The organism is Rhodoferax sp. LS1P39 (assembly GCF_056521425.1).
Window position 1 is genome coordinate 210,910 of sequence record NZ_JBWMAV010000002.1, and the last position, 18,241, is coordinate 229,150.

Consider the following 18,241-nt stretch of genomic DNA (forward strand, 5'->3'; position numbering starts at 1 on the left):
ACAAATGCCACATCAGCACAAGGCATCTTCGGGTGGCTCAATTAAGTATTTGTACGAACACATCGACTCTATAAATATGAATTCATTAGTTGAGCGCGGACTTGTATTTGCAAACTGGTTATTCGTTGCACTATTTTCCATGTACATATACAGCATGCTTTTCCACCCTTTATTCAACGGGGGGTGGAAGTACGCCCATGCGGTTTGGCTGGAGTGGCAATCCCTTAATGTTGGAATTCTTGCATTTGCGGCCAGCGTTATTGCATTCAACATCTCTAGATATCAAGCTACACAACAGCGGAGGCGCGAACTTGTAGCAGCACGCGCATTCCTTCCAGATTCACTTAGCGAACTGACACAGTACTTCAAGGAGTGCAGCAGCCTTTTATTTACGGCGTACCAACTCGCCAAGCGAGATGATCGAGTTACGGCAAAAGCTCTCGATGCAAAACCTATTCCCCCGCCAAATCACCACAAAGAGGTTTTTAGTCGCTGTATTTCTCTTGCCGATACGGCGCTTGCGGAGCATCTTTCCTACATCCTCACATGCCTACAAATTCACCATTCAAGAATCTGCGAACTGATTGAGAGCCAGAAGCCAAACAGTCACAGGCTCACCATTGCCCAAAATGTAGTCACATACATCTTCCGCTTAGGAGAACTTCAAGCGCTCATCAACAATACTTTTAATTACGCTAGAGGAGAAGAAGAGTTCTCCTCTAAAGTGCTGGACTGGAATTCATACAAAACAGCATACGCAAACCTTGGCATATTGATTAATAGAATTGATGATTTGGAAGGTTTTACGAAACGAAATCTAAATCGCAATATATGACCCCGTACGAGGTCACACCTAGCACCTAACTCCGCATGAGGTGTTTACGGGTTTAGAAACTCGGTGTATTTTTGGCTAAATATTCAAACAAAATATGCCGCCCGTGCTTATCCAACCAGCACAAGCAGCTACTAATTCAATAGCAATCTCAAGACCGCACCGTTCAAATCACCCTGAACCCATGCGTCCCGTCCCGCCCCAGTTGCTCCACCAGTCCGTACTCCCAATCCAGGTACCCCTGCATAGCCTCACGCGGGCTGTCGGTGCCTTCGTAAGGGCGGCGGTAGCGGTCTGTGCGCGGGGAGGCGAGGCGGGTTTCGCCTTCTTCCAGGGGCAGGCCTGCGGCGATCCAGGCGGCGGTACCGCCCTCCAGCACCCACACTTCCGCGCCGGTTAAACGGGCGACATCCGCGACCGCGTAGCGCGCCAGCAGGCTGCTGCCGCAGGTGAGCACGTAGCGGTGGGCGGGCGGAATATTCGCCAACGCCGCGGCCAGGCCGGTGCGGGATACGTACCAGGCACCCGGAATGTGGCGTTTTACGTAGTTGACGCTGGTGGTCAGGTCCAGCACGGCGGTGTAGCCGTCGGGGCCAGCCTGCAGCCAGGCGGAGAGCTGGGCGGGGTCGGTGGCGGCGATGGGGCCAACGGGGTCGGGCAGCGTCTCTGCGGTGGGGCCGGTGGCGCTCCAGTCGGCGGGCTGGGTGCCGTCCAGCACCCACACATCCCAGGCCATTTGCGCCAGCCAGGACGCGGTCATGTTGGCGCGGACTCCGTCGGTGTCGGCCAGCACGATGCGGGCACCGCGCACGGGGGCGGTCACGTCGGTTTCCTGCACCAGCTGGCCGCCGGGCGCGTTGCGAAAGCCGGGCAGGTGGCCGGTGGCAAATTCTTCGGCGGTACGCACGTCCAGCAGGTAGGTGGTGCGCGGGGTGTCGGCGGCAAAGCGCTGCAGGTCGGCAGGCAGCGCACGCTGCACACCGGCGCGGTCGGCCACGGCGCGGGCCTGGCGGTCGGCATCGGGGCTGGTCTGTTCGGTGGTGGTGCGGCCCTGGCGGGCGGCACCCCGGTCGAGCACCTGGCCGGCCAGCGTCCAGCCGATGGTGCCGTTGCGCAGGGCCGATACGGGGTTGGGAATGCCCGCATTCACCAGCGACTGGGTGCCGATGATGCTGCGGGTGCGGCCCGCGCAGTTGACGATGATGCGGGTGCCGGCGTTGGGCGCCAGGGCCTGGGCGCGCAGCACCAGCTCGGCCCCGGGCACGCTGATACCGCTGGGGATGCTCATGGTCTGGTACTCGTCAAAGCGGCGGGCATCCAGCACCACCACATCGGCCTGGCGGTCGATCAGGGCCTTGACTTCTTCGGCCGAAAGCGACGGCGTGTGCCGCTGCGACTCCACCAGCTCGCCAAAGGCCTTGCTGGGCACGTTCACGTCCTTGAAGATTTCGCCACCCGCCTCCACCCAGCCTTGCAGGCCACCGGCGAGCAGCGCCACATCGGTGTAGCCCAGTTTTTGCAAGGTGCGCGCCGCCGGGGCGGCCAGGCCTTCGCCGTTGTCCAGCAGCACGATGGGCGTGTCGCGGCGCGGGATGCGGCTCCAGGCATCCAGCTCGATGCGCCCGGCGGCGATGTTGCTGGCAAACAGCGGATGGGCCTGGGCGAAGGGGTCTTCTTCGCGTACGTCGATCAGGGCGATCTCCTGCTTTTCGAGCAGGGCCTGGCGCACGTCCAGGTAGGTTTTTTCAGGAATCGGGGTAGTCATAGCAGTCCATTGGAAGAAACGCGGGAAGTTTGCCATTGCACCCCAAACGGGGGCGCTTGCGTGCGGATTCTTTGCATATGGATTCCTGTTTTCCTTCTTTCCCATGGGGCGCGAAATCCGGTGCAATCGCCATCCATCCAAGATTTACTACGAGGTACGGCATGCACACTTTTCCCGATCACCCGGGCTTGATTCCCCCCTGGTCCCGCCGCCAATGGCTGCGCGCCGCGGGCCTGGCCGGTGTGGCAGGCGCGGCGGCCATCGCGGGGCGCAATGTGCGTGCGGCGGGCAAGCTGCGCGACATCAAACTGGCCTGGAACGCGGGCGCGGTGTGCCTGTCGGCAGTGCCGGTGGCGCTGGAGCGCGGCATTTTCGAAAAGCACGGCCTGAACGTGGAGCTGGTCAACTTCGCGGGCTCCACCGACCAGCTGCTGGAGAGCATTGCCACCAGCAAGGCCGATGCCGGTGTGGGCATGGTGCACCGCTGGATCAAGCCGCTGGAGTCGGGCTTTGACGTGAAGCTGGTCAGCAGCTCGCACGGCGGCTGCACCCGGCTGGTGGGCTACGCCCCGGCGGGCGTAACCAGCCTGGCCAAGCTCAAGGGCAAAACCATTGCGGTGTCGGACCTGAACAGCCCCGGCAAAAACTTCTTCTCGGTGCTGCTGGTCAAGGCCGGGCTGGACCCGGAAAAAGACGTGAGCTGGCGGCAGTTTCCCGCCGACATGCTGGGCCTGGCGGTGGAAAAAGGCGAAGCCCATGCCATCGCCGATGGCGACCCCAACCTGTTCCTGGTCGAGCGCCGCACCAAGGGCCTGGTCGAGCTGGCCACCAACCTGTCGGGCGAGTATGCCAACAAGACCTGCTGCGTGCTGGGTGTGAGCGGCAAGCTGGTGCGCAACGACAAGCCCGCCGCCGCCGCGCTGGCCCGCGCCATCACCGAGGCATCGGACTTCATCGCCAACTACCCCAATGAAACGGCCCGCATCTACAGCCCGTACTCCAAGGTGCCGGTAGAAGACCTGCGCGCCGTGCTAGGCACGCTGACGCACCGCAACCACCCCAGCGGCAACGACCTGAAAAAAGAGATCGAGTTTTACGCCCGCGACTTCAAGCTGGTGGGCGTGCTCAAGCCCGGCACCGACCCCGTGAAGTTTGCCGAGTACGTGTATGCCGACGTTTTGACCTGACACCATGACCACCGCAGAAAACGCTTTGACCCTGCCGCGCCTGCGCAGCCGACCCGCAGCACGCTTTACGTCCACCTACACGCCCTGGTGGACCGGCCTGGCCGCGGCCCTGGCCTGGGGCGCACTGGGGCTGCTCACCGCCGCCTGGCCCAACAAGCCCGTGGGCTTCAACGAATGGGCCTACACGACAGAATTCGCCTGGTTCGCTGGGGCGGTGGCCGTGGCCTTGCTGGTGCTGGGGCTGACGCCTTCCGCACCCGCCAAAGTGCGCGTGCTGGGGCCGTGGCTGATCGCGCTGGCGCTCGGCCTGGGCGTGTGGGAAGTCTTTACCGCCAAGCTGGGCACGCTACCGCCGCCGTTTTTTGCACCGCCGCAAAGCCTGGCCGAGGTCTACATCACCGACTGGGCACGCCTGCTGGAGAGCGCGGCGCATTCGCTGCAACTGCTGGCTCTGGGCATTGGCATGGGGGCCACCGCAGGCTTTCTGATCGGGGTGCTGATTGGCTGGTCGCGCCGGGCCAACTACTGGGTGCACCCGGTACTGCGCGTGCTGGGGCCGCTGCCCACCACGGCCTTGCTGCCGATCTCGTTCTACTTCTTCCCGTCCAGCTGGTCCACGGCCATCTTCTTGATCGCCATTGGCACGGCGTTTCCGGTGGCCATCCTCACCTCGTCCGGCGTGGCCAGTGTGAACAAGAACTTATATGACGTGGCCCGCACCCTGGGCGCATCGCCCTGGTTTCTAGTGCTGCGGGTGGCCATTCCGGCCGCCCTGCCCCAGGTGTTTGTGGGGCTGTTCATGGGCCTGGGCCACGCCTTTGCCACGCTGGTGGTGGCCGAGATGCTGGGTGTCAAAGCCGGTCTGGGTTGGTACCTCACCTGGGCCCAGGGCTGGGCCGCCTACCCCAATATGTACGCCGCACTGCTGGTGATGGCGCTGTTGTTTTCCGGGCTGATCAGCCTGCTGTTTCTGCTGCGCGACCGGGTGCTGTCCTGGCAAAAAGGAATTGTGAAATGGTAGCCCCCGTACAAACAACCACCACCGGTGCGCACATTGCCGTGCGCAACGTCAGCCACTGGTTTGAACTACCCGGTGGTCCTTTGCAGGTAATCGCCGACCTCGACCTGGACATCCAGCCCGGCGAATTTGTCGCCCTGCTGGGCCCCAGCGGCTGCGGCAAATCCACCTTGCTGCGCCTGGTGGCGGGGCTGGAACCCGCCACCGCAGGCAGCCTGCAGCACGACGGCCAGGCCATCACCCAGCCCGACCCGTCGCGCATCGTGGTGTTCCAGGACCCCACGCTGTTCCCCTGGCGCAGCGTGTGGGACAACGTGGCGCTGGGCCTGCAGGCGCGCGGGCTGCTCGCCACCCACCGCCACCGCGTGGACGAAGCGCTGGCACTGGTAGGTCTGCAAAGTTTTGCCAAGGCCCTGCCGCACCAGTTGTCGGGCGGCATGGCGCAGCGCGTGGCACTTGCCCGCGCCCTGGTCAACGACCCCAGCCTGCTGGTGCTGGACGAACCCCTGGGCAAGCTGGATTCATTGACCCGCCTGGCCATGCAGACTGAGTTGGTCGATCTGTGGCAGCGCAATGGGTTCTCGGTGCTGCTGGTGACGCACGATGTGGAAGAGGCTTTGTTCATGGCGCAGCGCGTGGTCGTGCTGTCCGACCGGCCTGCGCGCATCAAACAGGTGCTGGTCAACGACCTGCCCTACCCGCGCCACCGGGGCGACCCGCGGCTGGCGGAGCTGCGCCACCAGGCCTTGTCGCTGCTGGGCCTGGCCGCGAGCTGGTAGACCTGGGTTGGCATCTCTATCGCCCGAGGCGCTGAACGGGCTGCTGGCTTTGCTGCAGGAAACCCAGCTCGGCCTGCGGGCGCTGCTGCACGCCCTGGGGCTGGCCCCCGACCTCCACGGCCAGCCCGCCTGGCCGTTTGCGCAGCGCATTGCCGGGGAAATGCTGGCGCTGGACGCAGGCCATGCGCGCCGGGTTGCCCTCTCGTTGGCCTGCCTGCAGCTGGCCTTGCTCACTCTGGCGGTATCCCTTTTCTGGCGGCGTGCACGCTACGGTCTGTGGACAGGCGCTGTGGCCGTGCTGTTGCTGGCCCCTTGGCCTGAAAGCCAGTTGCTGCTGGCTCCCGCCGTGCCCACCAGCCTGCACATCTCGCCCAGCGGCTTCACCGCCGACAGCATCGTGCGCGGCCAGGCCGTGTACCAGCAGCAGTGCCTGCGCTGCCACGGCGCGGATGGCAAAGGCGAAGGCGTGGATGCCGCCAAGCTGCCCATGTGGCCGCCCACGCTGAACGGCTCCCTGCTGTGGAAGCGGCTGGACGGCGAACTCTTCTGGCGCGTACGCCACGGCATGCAGGCGCGCGATGGCAGCCCCACCATGCCCGGTTTCGACCAGCAGCTCAGCGATACCCAGGTGTGGCAGGTGCTGGACGACCTGCAGGCCAACGCCTCGGGCCAGACACTGCAGGAATCCGGTGCCTGGACCTACCCGGTACGCATGCCCGATGCCCGCGTGCTGTGCCGCCAAGGCACGCACCGCAGTGTGCGTGAACTCACCGGCCAACGGCTGCGCATAGCCGCCGACGCAGACGCATTGCAAGACGATCCCCGGCTGGTGACTGTCTATGTGGGTACTGCTGCGCCCGATGCCGAATGCCAGGCCGATGCCCCCACCCTGCGCACCGCCCTGGCCCTGGTGGTGGGCGTGCCGACTGCACAGTTGGCGGGCAACCAGCTGCTGGTAGACCGCGGCGGCTGGTTGCGCGCCCGGGGCCAGCCGGGCAAGGCGGCGTGGTCGGTGGACGACCTGGTGTGCCGCACCACCACCGTGGCCAGCGCAGCCCCAGAAGCCTCTTCAAGTGATGGTCTGGACGGCCTGATCCGCCGCATGGACGACGAACCGGTGCAGCTGCTACGCGGCGGGTTTCCGCACTAGCGGGCTGAATCAGAAACCGCATGTAGACACACGGTTTTCTTCGTTGTCGCAGCAAGGCATCGCTTCTATCGTCCACCCATCAATCCACAACAAGGAATTCACATGGGTGTCCAGTTCATCGGCATGATCCAGCCGCACGAGGTTTCTGAAGCCATTCCCCACACCGGCCCGGCGGTAGACCCTGCGTATGTGCGGGTGTTTGCCCAGGCACACGAGCATGCGGGTTTTGACCGCATCCTGGTGCCCGCCAGCGCCACCAGCCCCGACACGCTGCTCACGGTGGCCTATGCCGCCTCGGTCACGCAGAAGATCCACTTTCTGCTGGCGCACCGCCCCGGCTTTGTGTCGCCCACGCTGTCGGCCCGGCAACTGGCCACGCTGGACAACTACACCAACGGCCGCGTCGCAGTGCACTACATCACCGGCGGATCGGACGAAGACCAGCAGCGCGACGGCGACTTTTTGGGCCATGACGAGCGCTACGCCCGCAGCGACGAGTACATCGGCCTGCTGCGCCGGGTGTGGACATCCGAGCAGCCGTTTGACCACGAGGGCACCTACTACCAGGCCAAGGGTGCGTGGTCCGAAGTGAAGCCGGTGCAGTCACCCTACGTACCAATCTACTTCGGTGGCGCATCCGCACCGGCGCTGCAAGTGGCGGGCAAGCATGCCGACGTGTACGCCCTGTGGGGCGAATCGCTGGCGCAGGCCGGGGACCTGGTGCGCCAGGTACGGGCCGCTGCCGCGCAGCATGGGCGCACGGTGGAGTTCAGCATCTCGTTCCGCCCCATCCTGGGGGCCACCGAGGAGCAGGCCTGGGCCAAGGCCGAACAGATTCTGGAAGATACCCGCCGCCTGAAGGTCAGCCAGGGCTTCTCGCGCGGTGGCCCGCAGCAAAGCGAGGGCGCACGCCGCCTGCTGGCCGATGCCGCCCAGGGCGACCGGGTGGACGCGCACCTGTGGACCGCGCTGGCGCGCGAGAACGGTGGCCGCTCCAACTCCACCTCGCTGGTCGGCACGCCCGAACAGGTGGCCGACGCGCTGCTGAAGTACTACGACCTGGGCATCACCACCTTTTTGATCCGCGGCTTCGACCCGCTGGTGGACACCATCACCTATGGCCGCGACCTGCTGCCCCTGGTGCGCCAGAAAGTGGCCGAGCGCGAACAGCAAGCCGAACACCTGGCGCGCAAAGCCGCCTGACTGGGGTTGCCATGAATGCCTCGCTCAACCCCGGCCAGTTGGCCCGCACCCTGGCCGTGGAATTTGCGGCCCGCGCCGATGCCCACGACCGCGATGCCAGCTTTCCGTTCGACAACTTCGCCGAACTCCAGCAGGCCGGTCTGCTGGCCCTGGCCGCACCCCGTGCCCTGGGTGGCCAGGGGGCCACGCTGGCACAACTGGGCGAAGTGATTGGCGCGGTGGGCTACGGCTGCCCGGCCACCGCCCTGGTGCTGGTGATGCAGTACATCCAGCACCGCAGCATGGGCCAGACCGGCCAGGCGGGGCGCACTTGGCCGCAGCACCTGGCCGAACGGCTGGTGCGCGAGTCGGTGGCCAGCGTGTCGCTGATCAACGCCCTGCGCGTCGAGCCCGAGCTGGGTTCGCCCGCCCGGGGCGGCCTGCCCAGCACCACCGCGCGCTGGACCCCCGACGGCTGGCGCGTATCGGGCCACAAGGTGTATTCCACCGGTGCGCCCATCCTGCGCTGGTACGCGGTGTGGGTGCGCACCGACGAGCCCACGCCACGCGTGGGCACGCTGCTGGTGCCCGCTGGGCTGCCCGGCACCCGCATCGTGGAAACCTGGGACCACCTGGGCCTGCGCGCCAGCGGCAGCCACGACGTGGTATTTGACGACGTGCTGGTCGATCTGGACAACGCCATCGACCTGCGCGAACCCCAGGCATGGGGCGGCGTGGATGCCGGTTTGCAGGCCGACATGGCCGTGCTGCTAGGCGCGCTGTACACCGGTGTGGCCCGCGCCGCCCGCGACTGGACGGTGGAATTCCTGCGCCAGCGCAAACCCGCCAACCTGGGGGCCGCACTGGCCACCCTGCCCCGCGCCCAGGAAACCGTGGGCAGCATCCAGGCCCTGCTGCTGGCCAACGACCGCCTGCTGGCCAGCCTGGCCCGCGATGTGGACACGGGCGTACCGGTATCCCCCACCGACAGCGGTCTCCTCAAATCGCTGCTGACGAACAACGCCGTGCAGGCGGTGGAGGCCGCACTGTCGCTGGCCGGCAACCACGGCCTGTCGCGCCACCACCCGCTGCAACGCCACCTGCGCGACGTGCTGTGCGGGCGCATCCACACGCCGCAAGACGACAGCGCCCGCATTGCGGCGGGCAAACACATCCTGATTTCCTAACGAAAGCTCTCACACCATGCAAAGACGTACTTTCCAACAATTCCTGTCGGCTGCGGCCTTCCTCTCCCCCGTGCTGGGCCACAGCCAAACCAAGCTGCTGCTGCGCGCGGGTGACCAGAAAGGCGGCCTGCGCGCCCTGCTGGAAGCCGCAGGCGAACTCAAGACCCTGCCCTACGACATCCAGTGGACCGAATTCCCGGCGGCCGCCCCGCTGGCCGAAGCATTGAACGCCGACGCGGTGGACTTCGGCCCCATCGGCGATGCACCCCTGCTGTTCACCCTGGCCGCAGGCAGCCGCGTCAAGGCCTTTGCTGCCAACCGCTCGGACGCTTACGGTACCGCGGTGCTGGTGGCACCCAACTCGCCACTCAAAGATGCCAGCAGCCTCAAAGGCAAAAGCGTGGCCACCAACCGCGGCTCCATCGGCCACTTTGTCACCCTCAAAGCCCTGGCCTCGGTGGGCCTGAAGCCCGACGACATCAACCTGCGCTTCCTGGCCCCGCCGGATGCCAAGCTGGCCCTGACCCAGGGCTCGGTCGATGCCTGGGCCACCTGGGAGCCGTACACCGCGCTGGCCGAAACCGGCGGCCACGCCCGCGTGCTGGTGAACGGGCGCGGCCTGTCCACGGGCCTGAGCTTTCTGGCCGCCACCGACAACGCCTTGCGCGACAAGCGCGCCGCGCTGAAAGACATCCACCAGCGCCTGGTGCGCGCCCAGGCCTGGGCCACCCAGCACCCGACCGAATTCAGCGCCAGCCTGGCCCGCATCATCGGCATCCCCGCCGAGGCCGCCCGCCTGCAGTTCGAACGCCGCCAAACCCGCTGGCAGCCCATCGACGCCCCCGTGCTGGCCGACCAGCAGCGCACGGCCGACTTCTACCTGGAGGCAGGGCTGCTCAAGCAGCGGCTGGATGTGCGAGAGACGTTTGACACGGGGTTTCCGCTCGCGGGCTAATCCTGCTGATGCACTGGCGAGTTTCCGGTGGCTCTGAAACCATCGGGACATGGCGAAAAACCGAGCCTACCTAGATCTGGTCCGCACACCACCGTCGATGGTGGGGCTAAAGAACGTGCGTGCAACTTTGTCAAACGAAGCGAAAGCTTCATCGAAGTGGGGCTTGAAACTGCCGTACACCAGCGGCAGCAGGTTCTGTTCGTATTCGGCCCGACTCTGTTCGTCCATACCGACCTGGGCTAAAGCGCTCTGCAGTACATCCAGTGGATCGGTGGCAAAGTCTGGTTGCTGCTGACAGAACTCAGCGACATCGCCCTGCACCAGCGCTGCGAAAGCCTGTGCGCTGACGGCCACGAGTTCTGGGTTGCGCGTGAAGATGCAATGCACGTCGTAGATATGGCGCACGAGCGCAGTGTCCCAGGCTCGTTGCATTTGCCCCGAGCGGTGCTGTGCGAAGCGGCGCAAGAAGGAGAGCACCTTCTCGCACTGGGTCTCTGCTACCGAGGTGGTCGACACCTCGAAGGGTGAGCCAGACTGCCCAGCAAAGCGATCAGCCAGCGCATAGAGTGAGGTGCGCTCGACTGGAAGCGCCGACGCGCGCAGAGTCAGCTCAAGCTGGAGGTTTGGACGCAAACCCGCAGTCACAGGATAGCTGCGCTGGTACATCCACTGGCTATGCAAGTAGTGGTGTTCATTAAGGCTTACGGCTTTGTCGAGCTCTTCGACCAAACCGATGCCAGATAACGCGTTGGCCACTCGGGTTCGCACTTCGTCGCCGAGATAGCGCCGGAGCTTTGTACGGCTCAGCTGATGACCTGCCTCTGTAAGGACAAGCTTGATGTCAGCGTCTTCAGACATGCGCTCGATCAAGCTGTGCGCCTTCGACAGGCTCGTTCCGCCACAAAAGACGAGCTGCACGCATTCAAACTCCAGTGCAAACACTGCACGCAGTGCATCCGTCAGGTGCTCGTCTTTTTCCAGAAGACCGGTCGTTACTCTGCCGATATCGGCTTCGGCAACCAAGGCTTCAATAAGGTCGGCACGGTCTTTGGCAAGAACCCTCATGCACGTTCGTACTCAACGAGCTTGCCGTTGAAGCCCAACTTGCGCTGAATGCGCTGTTTGCCAACGCTGAATACGACACCGGTCGGAATCTGGGTACTGCTGCCAGCGTTGTACTCGCGCGTCTGACGAGACTCTCCGACCTGAATGCCCAACTTCTTGAGGGCTTCAGGTGCCAAGACCTCAAGTGGCTTGATGGGGATGGGTTTGCCCGAGAGCACGCTGGGTTTGGCCTTGGCGTAGACACCGACCCCCAGCTTCACCAGCGCACCCTCACTTTGCAGTTCAGTGAGTGCACGGCCAACCTGGGCTTGGCTTCCAAAAGACATGAAATCAGCGCGCAAAAAAACATCGGCGTTCCGATTCGCCACCGAGCGCTTGATGCGGTTAACAATGTTCATGGCTTCAACTCCTGCTTAGTTACCTTACTGTAATAATATCAACAAGATTTTGATTTTAAAAGACTTTTTATACAAACTGTGATCATTAACCACCGACATTGGTTAACCATTGGAAGCGGCCATGGCTGTGCATCAGCCAGATAACGACGGTCTGAAAGAAAAAACGCCCCGAGGGGCGTTTTTTGGCAGTCCTGAAGACCCTTACAGCTTGGCGATCGACACCTCAGTGGACTTCACCAGCGCGACCACTTCGCTGCCGACCTTCAGTTCCAGGTCATTCACCGAGCGGGTGGTGATGACCGAGGTGACGATGCCCCAGGGGGTCTCGACGTCGATTTCAGAAACCACGTCGCCGCGGATGATTTCTTTGATCTTGCCGCGGAACTGGTTGCGGACGTTGATGGCTTGGATGGTCATGGGAATACTCCTGAGGGTTGAAAAAACTAAAAAATTCAGACGATGTGAGCGACTTCGTCAAACGCGAGACGCGGCCCGCGCGGGTGGGTGGCCTGGTGGTCGGCCACACCCAGGTTGACCAGAAAATTGGCTTGCCAGCGGCCATCGGGAAAGAAGGCCTGGTTCACCGCTGCCGCATCGAAGCCCGACTGCGCGCCCACATCCAGCCCCAGGGCACGCGCCGCCAGGATCAGGTAGGCGCCCTGCAGGCTGGCATTGCGAAAGGCCGTGGATTCGGCGGCCTGGGCATTGCCTTCAAAAATAGGCTTGGCGTTGTAGGCCGGAAACTGGCTGGGCAGGTGCTCGTAAAACTGCGTGTCTTGCGCCACGATCACCGTGACACCCGCCGCTGCCGTCTGCGCCCGGTTGCCGGACGACACCGCGGGCAGCAGCCGGGCCTTGGCCTCAGCGCTGCGCACAAACACGTAGCGTGCGGGCTGGGCGTTGAAAGCCGTGGGGCCCCACTTGAGCAGCTCGTACAGTTGCAGGATGGTGGCATCGGTGACCGGCACGGGCTGGAAGGCGTGGACGGTGCGGGCCTTGCGGAACAGCTGGTCCAGCGACAGATCGGACAAAGCGTTGAGTTGGGTCATGAAAATCTGGTTTTGCTATTAAATTAAGAGCTTCATGCGCAGATAGAACCTGCGCTAAAGACACTTTTTCTATAAATACATCAGACCGCAGCCAATGCCTGGTCCAGGTCGGCCAGCAGGTCGTCGATGTGCTCGATACCCACCGACAGGCGCACCGTCTCCTCCGACACACCCGCCTTGGCCAGCTCGGCCGGGTTGAGCTGGCGGTGCGTGGTGGACGCGGGGTGCGTGGCCAGCGAGCGCACGTCGCCGATGTTGACCAGGCGGGTGAAGAGCTGCAGGGCATCCAGGAAACGGGCACCGGCTTCGCGCCCACCGCCCACGCCGAAGGTCAGAATCCCGGAGGCCTTGCCGCTGAGGTACTTCTTCGCCAGTGGATAGTCAGGATGGTCTTCCAGGCCCGCGTAGTTGACCCACTGCACCTTGGCCGCGCCGCGCAAATGCTGGGCGATGGCCAGCGTGTTGCTGTTGATGCGGTCCATGCGCAGGGCCAGGGTCTCGATGCCTTGCAGGATCAGGAAGGCGTTGAATGGCGAGATGGCCGCGCCGGTATTGCGCAGCGGCACCACGCGGGCGCGGCCGATGTAGGCGGCAGCGCCCAGGGCTTCGGTGTAGACCACGCCGTGGTAACTGGGGTCGGGCTCGTTCAGGCGCTTGAAGCGGGCCTTGTGCTGGCCCCAAGGGAACTTGCCCGAATCCACAATCGCCCCGCCGATACTGGTGCCGTGGCCGCCCAGGTACTTGGTGAGGGAATGCACCACGATGTCGGCCCCGTGCTCGATGGGGCGGCTCAGGTAGGGGCTGGGCACGGTGTTGTCGACGATCAGTGGCACGCCATGGCGGTGGGCGATCTCGGCAATCGCGGCGATGTCGGTCACGTTGCCCGCGGGGTTGCCCAGCGACTCGACGAACACGGCCTTGGTCTTGTCGTCGAACAGGCCTTCAAAGCTGCTGGGGTCGCGGTGGTCGGCAAAGCGGGTGGTGATGCCAAACTGCGGCAGCGTGTGGGCAAACAGGTTGTAGGTGCCGCCGTACAGCGCCGTGCTGCTGATGATGTTGTCGCCCGCCTCGGCAATGGTCTGGATGGCGTAGGTCACCGCCGCCTGGCCCGATGCCAGCGCCAGCGCGGCAATGCCGCCCTCCAGGGCCGCCACACGCTGCTCCAGTATGTCCTGCGTGGGGTTCATGATGCGGGTGTAGATGTTGCCCGGCACCTTCAGGTCGAACAGGTCGGCCCCGTGCTGCGCGCTGTCGAACGCGTAGGCCACGGTTTGGTAGATGGGCGGCGCGACGGCGCGGGTGGTCGGGTCGGGCGAATAGCCCGCGTGGACCGACTTGGTCTCGAACTTCCAATTAGTGCTGTCTCTGGCCATGGTGTGCCTCTTTAAAAAATCAGATAGCCCAGTTCAGGCCAAAAATAGGAGCCAAATTGCCTCCCCGCGCTGGTGGAATGTGCGCAGGCCGCTCTGGTTTCTGTAGCACGCGGTCGAGAATGCGTTTTTCGATGCGGGCGAACTCCGGGTCGCCATGCCAGCGCGGGCGGGCCAGGGCGATGTTTTCGTCCAGCGCGATGCGACCGTCCTCGATCAGGATCACGCGGTCGGCCAGGGCCACGGCCTCTTGCACGTCGTGGGTGACCAGCAGCGCGGTGAAGCGGTGCTTCTCCCACAGGCCTTCGATCAGGCGGTGCATCTCAATGCGGGTCAGCGCATCCAGCGCGCCCAGGGGTTCGTCCAGCAGCAGCAGGCGCGGGTTGTGCACCAGGGCACGCGCCAGGGCCACGCGCTGGCGCTGGCCGCCGGAGAGCTTGGCGGACCAGTCCTGCTGGCGGTCGGCCAGGCCGACCTGGGCCAGCACCTTTTCGCCCTGCGCACGGGCCGACTTGGGCAGACCAATCAGCACGTTGTCGATCACCTTGCGCCAGGGCAGCAGACGTGCATCCTGGAACATGATGCGGGTGTCTTCGCGGATGCCGTCAATCGGCTCCGCATCCAGTTGCAGGCTGCCGCCATTGGCCGCTTCCAGCCCGGCCACCAGCCGCAGCAAGGTGCTTTTGCCGCAGCCGCTGCGCCCCACGATGGCCACAAACTGGCCGGGTTCGATGGTGAGTTCGGTGTTGTGCAACACCGTGCGCTCGCCGTAGCGCTTGGTCAGCGATTGCAGTTGCAGGCGCACGCCTTCGGACGATGTGGAATCAGACATGGTTTTCCTTCAATGCGTTGTGGCTTGGTAGCCCGGATGCCAACGTAAAAAGTAGCGCTCCAGACCGCGGGCAAACACGTCGGCCAGCTTGCCCAGCAGCGCGTAGAGCAGAATGCCGACCAGCACGATGTCGGTCTGCAAAAACTCGCGGGCGTTCATGGTCAGGTAGCCGATACCGGCCTGGGCTGAGATGGTTTCGGCCACGATCAAAATCACCCACATCAGGCCCAAACTGAAGCGCAGGCCCACCAGGATGCTGGACAGCGCGCCCGGCAAGATGATGTCGCGGTACAGCTGCCAGCGCGTGAGGCCGTAGCTGCGCCCCATCTCAATCAGCGCAGGGTCCACATTGCGGATGCCGTGGAAGGTGTTGAGGTAGATCGGGAAAAACACCGACACCGAGATCAAAAACAGCTTGGCCGTCTCGTCAATGCCAAACCACAAAATCACCAGCGGAATCAGCGACAGCGCCGGGATGTTGCGCACCATCTGCAGGCTGGAGTCGAGCAGGGTCTCAAAGAACTTGACCGAGCCCGTCAGCAAGCCCAGCACCAGGCCCAGCCCGCCGCCGATGGCCAGCCCGGTCAGCGCGCGCCAGGCGCTCACGCCCACATGCTTGGCCAGCTCGCCCGATGCCGCCAGGGTCCACGCGGCCTTGAACACATCCAGCGGCGCAGGCAGGATGCGCGTGGCCAGCCAGCCGGTGCTGCTGGCGATTTGCCAGGCCACCACCAGCACGATGGGCAGCAACCAGGGCAGCAGGCCTTGGCCGACGCTGGCGGCAAACGCCTTGAACGGGAAAGGGGTTTCCGGCGTATCCGGCAAGTCGGCGGCGGTGTGAGGGAACGGCGTGGTCTGCACTTCGCGCAGAGAAGTCAGGGGGCCGCTCATACCGTGCTCGCCTGCGATGCGTCGGGTTCCAGAAACTCCAGCTGGTTGCCTGCCGGGTCTTTGACGTAAAAGCGCAGGTAGCCCACCAGCGGGCGGCTTTCTTCCAGCGGCACGTCGGCAGACAGCAGGCGGTTGCGCAGCGTGGGCAGGCCTTGCACCTCGAACGCCAGGTGGCTGGGAATAGGGTTGGGCTGCCAGTTATCGGTAGGCACCAGGTCGATGCGCTGGTGACCGGCCACAAAACGCAGCGGTGTTCCGGCGGGCCCGCTGGCATGGAACTCGGTCAGGCCGATCAGCTGGTTATAAAAGCGCCGGATCTGGGCCTCGTCGCCCGCGCGAAATGGCAGCTGGGCGTGGTGGATGGAGTGGATGTTCATAGTTGTCCTTTAGCTTTGTGACTAGCTTTGTGAAACACGCGGCAGGTATTCGTTGGCCACCACCTCGCCAAACGGCCCGGTCAGGCGCTGGCCGGGCAACGGGTCTTGCAACTTGCGCGGCAACAGCGGAAACACCAGCTCGGCAAAGCGGTAGGCCTCTTCCAGGTGCGGGTAGCCCGACAGCACAAAGGTGTCCAGCCCGATGTCGGCGTACTCCTGCATGCGGGCCGCCACCGTCTGCGGGTCGCCCACCAGGGCAGTGCCCGCGCCACCGCGCACCAGGCCTACACCGGCCCACAGGTTGGGGCTGATCTCCAGGTCGGCGCGGGTGCGTTTGGTGCCCCCGGCGTGCAACGCGGCCATGCGGCGCTGGCCTGCCGAATCCATCTTGGCGAACGCGGCCTGGGCACGGATGACGGTGTCGTCGTCCAGCTTGCTGATCAGGCTCTCGGCGGCGGCCCAGGCCTCGGCATCGGTTTCGCGCACGATGACGTGCAGGCGGATGCCGAACTTGACGGTGCGGCCATGTTTTGCCGCACGGGCGCGCACGTCGGCCACCTTCTTGGCCACCTCGGCCAGTGGCTCGCCCCAGGTCAGGTAGGTATCGACCTGCTCGGCCGCCAGGTCGTGTGCCGCGTCGGACGAGCCGCCGAAGTACACGGGCGGATACGGTTTTTGTACCGGGGGGTACAGCAGCTTGGCCCCCTTGACGCTGAGGTGCTCGCCCTCGAAGTTGTAGGCCTTGCCCTCATGGCTGTGGGCCAGAATCTCGCGCCAGATGCGGATGAACTCGGCCGACTGCTGGTAGCGCTGGGCGTGGTCCAGGTACACGCCGTCGCCTTCCAGCTCGGTCTGGTCGCCGCCGGTCACCAGGTTGATCATCAGCCGCCCGCCGGACAAGCGGTCGAAGGTGGCGGCCATGCGCGCCGCCAGGCTGGGCTGGTGCAGGCCGGGGCGCACGGCCACCAGAAACTTCAGACGTTGGGTCACCGGCAACAGGCTGGCCGCCACCACCCAGGGGTCTTCGCACGAACGGCCGGTGGGCAGCAGCACGCCTTCATAGCCCAGGCTGTCTGCGGCCTGCGCCACCTGTTTCAGGTAGTCGTGGTCGATCTCGCGCGCGCCTTGCGCCGTGCCGAGGTAGCGGCTGTCGCCGTGGGTGGGGATAAACCAGAAAACTTGCATGGGAGCCTCAGAAAAATTACAGCTTCAACAGGGCATCGGCCACGTTGAGGGGTTTGGGGATCAGCCCGATCTTGAAAAACGCCTGCGCCACACGCTGCTGGTCGGCCACGGTCGTAGCGGCCAGCGGGGCCACGGGCGAGCGTGGGCGGCGGGTCAAAAACAGGCTGACCACGCCCGCGTCCAGGCCGCTGAAATCGGCAATCAGCTGGATGGCCTGTTTGCGGTCGTCCTGCGCCAGGCGGTCGGCGCGGGTGAGTTCTTCAAACAGCACGGCAATCGCTTGCGGGTGCTGGCTGGCAAAGCTTCTTGATGCCAGGTAGAACGAGTTGTTGTTCGACAGGCCGCGGCCATTGGCCAGCACGCGGGGCTGCACGGCCAGCTCGGTGGCGGCGTAGAACGGGTCCCAGATGGCCCAGGCATCCACGCTTTTACGCTCGAACGCAGCCCGTGCATCGGCGGGGGTGAGGTAGATGGGCTGGATGTCGCTCCACTGCAGACCCGCCTTCTCTACCGCCCGCACCAGCAAAAAGTGGGCACTCGACCCCTTTTGCAGCGCCACTTTGCGGCCCTTCAAATCGGCCAGGGTGCGCAGCGGGGAATCGGCCTGCGTCAGGATGGCCGAACTGTCGGGCTTGGGCGGCTCGGCCCCCACGTAGACCAGGTCCTTGCCCGCGGCCTGGGCGAACACCGGCGGTGCGTCGCCGGTCAGGCCAAATTCCAGGCTGCCGACCGACAAGGCTTCCAGCAATTGCGGCCCGGCGGGGAATTCCAGCCAGGTGATCTTGGTCGCGGGCAGGCGCTTTTCCAGCCAGCCCAGTTGCTTGGTAATGACCAGGTTGACGGCAGATTTCTGGTAGCCGATGCGCAGTTGCTGCAAAGGGGCATCCGCTACATTTTTGGTAGCTGCTTGTGCTGATGGAATGAGCGCAAGAGGGCTAAAAATGCCAAAACTTGCGGCCCCGGTGGCGAGTACACGCAATATGTTGCGCCGGTCGTTGGGATGGTCCATGCCGTCCTCC

At 64.4% G+C, this 18,241-nt stretch carries 19 protein-coding genes; 8 read left to right on the forward strand and 11 right to left on the reverse strand.

The genetic code is table 11. The features are described 5' to 3' along the window. The first annotated feature begins 4 nt into the window (after positions 1 to 4). Entirely contained in the window at positions 5 to 835 is an 831-nt protein-coding gene (locus tag AC097O_RS04325) for a hypothetical protein (protein ID WP_479591643.1), read from the forward strand. Between the two features lie 163 nt (positions 836 to 998). Here the strand turns inward: AC097O_RS04325 and AC097O_RS04330 are convergent, their stop codons facing one another. Beyond that, positions 999 to 2,597 (reverse strand): rhodanese homology domain-containing protein, encoded by a 1,599-nt coding sequence (locus tag AC097O_RS04330; RefSeq protein WP_479591644.1) that lies wholly within the window; start codon positions 2,595 to 2,597, stop codon positions 999 to 1,001. A gap of 161 nt (positions 2,598 to 2,758) precedes the next feature. Between AC097O_RS04330 and AC097O_RS04335 the strand changes: the two genes are divergently transcribed. The 7 genes from AC097O_RS04335 (at position 2,759) to AC097O_RS04365 (ending at position 10,055) form a co-directional block, all read left to right on the forward strand. Then, entirely contained in the window at positions 2,759 to 3,784 is a 1,026-nt protein-coding gene (locus AC097O_RS04335; RefSeq protein WP_479591645.1) for an ABC transporter substrate-binding protein, read from the forward strand. Between the two features lie 4 nt (positions 3,785 to 3,788). Next, positions 3,789 to 4,805: an ABC transporter permease gene (locus AC097O_RS04340; protein WP_479591646.1), complete on the forward strand. Its 1,017-nt coding sequence runs from the start codon at positions 3,789 to 3,791 to the stop codon at positions 4,803 to 4,805. Continuing rightward, positions 4,799 to 5,581: an ABC transporter ATP-binding protein gene (locus tag AC097O_RS04345; protein WP_479591647.1), complete on the forward strand. Its 783-nt coding sequence runs from the start codon at positions 4,799 to 4,801 to the stop codon at positions 5,579 to 5,581. Before AC097O_RS04340 ends, AC097O_RS04345 begins: the two co-directional genes overlap by 7 nt. Positions 5,582 to 5,588: 7 nt before the next feature. Further along, positions 5,589 to 6,731 carry a c-type cytochrome gene (locus AC097O_RS04350; RefSeq protein WP_479591648.1) on the forward strand — a complete coding sequence of 381 codons (1,143 nt, stop codon included), beginning with the start codon at positions 5,589 to 5,591 and terminating at the stop codon, positions 6,729 to 6,731. Positions 6,732 to 6,833: 102 nt separating this feature from the next. Beyond that, positions 6,834 to 7,934 carry an LLM class flavin-dependent oxidoreductase gene (locus tag AC097O_RS04355; protein ID WP_479591649.1) on the forward strand — a complete coding sequence of 367 codons (1,101 nt, stop codon included), beginning with the start codon at positions 6,834 to 6,836 and terminating at the stop codon, positions 7,932 to 7,934. A gap of 11 nt (positions 7,935 to 7,945) precedes the next feature. Next, entirely contained in the window at positions 7,946 to 9,100 is a 1,155-nt protein-coding gene (locus AC097O_RS04360) for an acyl-CoA dehydrogenase family protein (RefSeq protein WP_479591650.1), read from the forward strand. 16 nt (positions 9,101 to 9,116) lie between these two features. Next, entirely contained in the window at positions 9,117 to 10,055 is a 939-nt protein-coding gene (locus tag AC097O_RS04365) for an ABC transporter substrate-binding protein (RefSeq protein ID WP_479591651.1), read from the forward strand. 66 nt (positions 10,056 to 10,121) lie between these two features. Here AC097O_RS04365 and AC097O_RS04370 read toward each other — a convergent pair whose 3' ends face one another. The 10 genes from AC097O_RS04370 to AC097O_RS04415 all read right to left on the reverse strand — a co-directional run bounded on the left by AC097O_RS04370 (position 10,122) and on the right by AC097O_RS04415 (position 18,231). Continuing rightward, positions 10,122 to 11,120 carry a nucleotidyl transferase AbiEii/AbiGii toxin family protein gene (locus tag AC097O_RS04370; RefSeq protein WP_479591652.1) on the reverse strand — a complete coding sequence of 333 codons (999 nt, stop codon included), beginning with the start codon at positions 11,118 to 11,120 and terminating at the stop codon, positions 10,122 to 10,124. Beyond that, complete coding sequence (locus AC097O_RS04375; RefSeq protein WP_479591653.1) at positions 11,117 to 11,518, reverse strand: DUF6088 family protein; 402 nt, start codon at positions 11,516 to 11,518, stop codon at positions 11,117 to 11,119. Before AC097O_RS04375 ends, AC097O_RS04370 begins: the two co-directional genes overlap by 4 nt. 201 nt (positions 11,519 to 11,719) lie before the next feature. Further along, positions 11,720 to 11,935 carry a TOBE domain-containing protein gene (locus AC097O_RS04380; RefSeq protein WP_315185761.1) on the reverse strand — a complete coding sequence of 72 codons (216 nt, stop codon included), beginning with the start codon at positions 11,933 to 11,935 and terminating at the stop codon, positions 11,720 to 11,722. A 35-nt stretch (positions 11,936 to 11,970) separates the two neighbouring features. Next, positions 11,971 to 12,567: a malonic semialdehyde reductase gene (locus AC097O_RS04385; protein WP_479591654.1), complete on the reverse strand. Its 597-nt coding sequence runs from the start codon at positions 12,565 to 12,567 to the stop codon at positions 11,971 to 11,973. 80 nt (positions 12,568 to 12,647) lie between these two features. Continuing rightward, positions 12,648 to 13,940 carry an O-acetylhomoserine aminocarboxypropyltransferase/cysteine synthase family protein gene (locus tag AC097O_RS04390; protein ID WP_479591655.1) on the reverse strand — a complete coding sequence of 431 codons (1,293 nt, stop codon included), beginning with the start codon at positions 13,938 to 13,940 and terminating at the stop codon, positions 12,648 to 12,650. A gap of 19 nt (positions 13,941 to 13,959) precedes the next feature. Beyond that, positions 13,960 to 14,769, reverse strand: coding sequence for an ATP-binding cassette domain-containing protein (locus AC097O_RS04395; protein WP_479591656.1), 810 nt, complete (start codon positions 14,767 to 14,769; stop codon positions 13,960 to 13,962). A 9-nt stretch (positions 14,770 to 14,778) separates the two neighbouring features. Continuing rightward, the gene (gene ssuC / locus AC097O_RS04400; RefSeq protein WP_479591657.1) at positions 14,779 to 15,660 is read right to left on the reverse strand and encodes an aliphatic sulfonate ABC transporter permease SsuC; all 882 of its coding nucleotides are present in this window, start codon (positions 15,658 to 15,660) and stop codon (positions 14,779 to 14,781) included. Next, a complete protein-coding gene (locus AC097O_RS04405; protein ID WP_479591658.1) occupies positions 15,657 to 16,037 on the reverse strand; it encodes a VOC family protein in 381 nt (126 codons plus the stop codon). The genes ssuC and AC097O_RS04405 overlap by 4 nt, the downstream gene beginning before the upstream one ends. A 21-nt stretch (positions 16,038 to 16,058) precedes the next feature. After that, entirely contained in the window at positions 16,059 to 17,222 is a 1,164-nt protein-coding gene (gene ssuD, locus AC097O_RS04410; protein ID WP_479591659.1) for an FMNH2-dependent alkanesulfonate monooxygenase, read from the reverse strand. A gap of 16 nt (positions 17,223 to 17,238) precedes the next feature. Next, the gene (locus AC097O_RS04415; protein WP_479591660.1) at positions 17,239 to 18,231 is read right to left on the reverse strand and encodes a sulfonate ABC transporter substrate-binding protein; all 993 of its coding nucleotides are present in this window, start codon (positions 18,229 to 18,231) and stop codon (positions 17,239 to 17,241) included. Positions 18,232 to 18,241 lie beyond the last annotated feature (10 nt).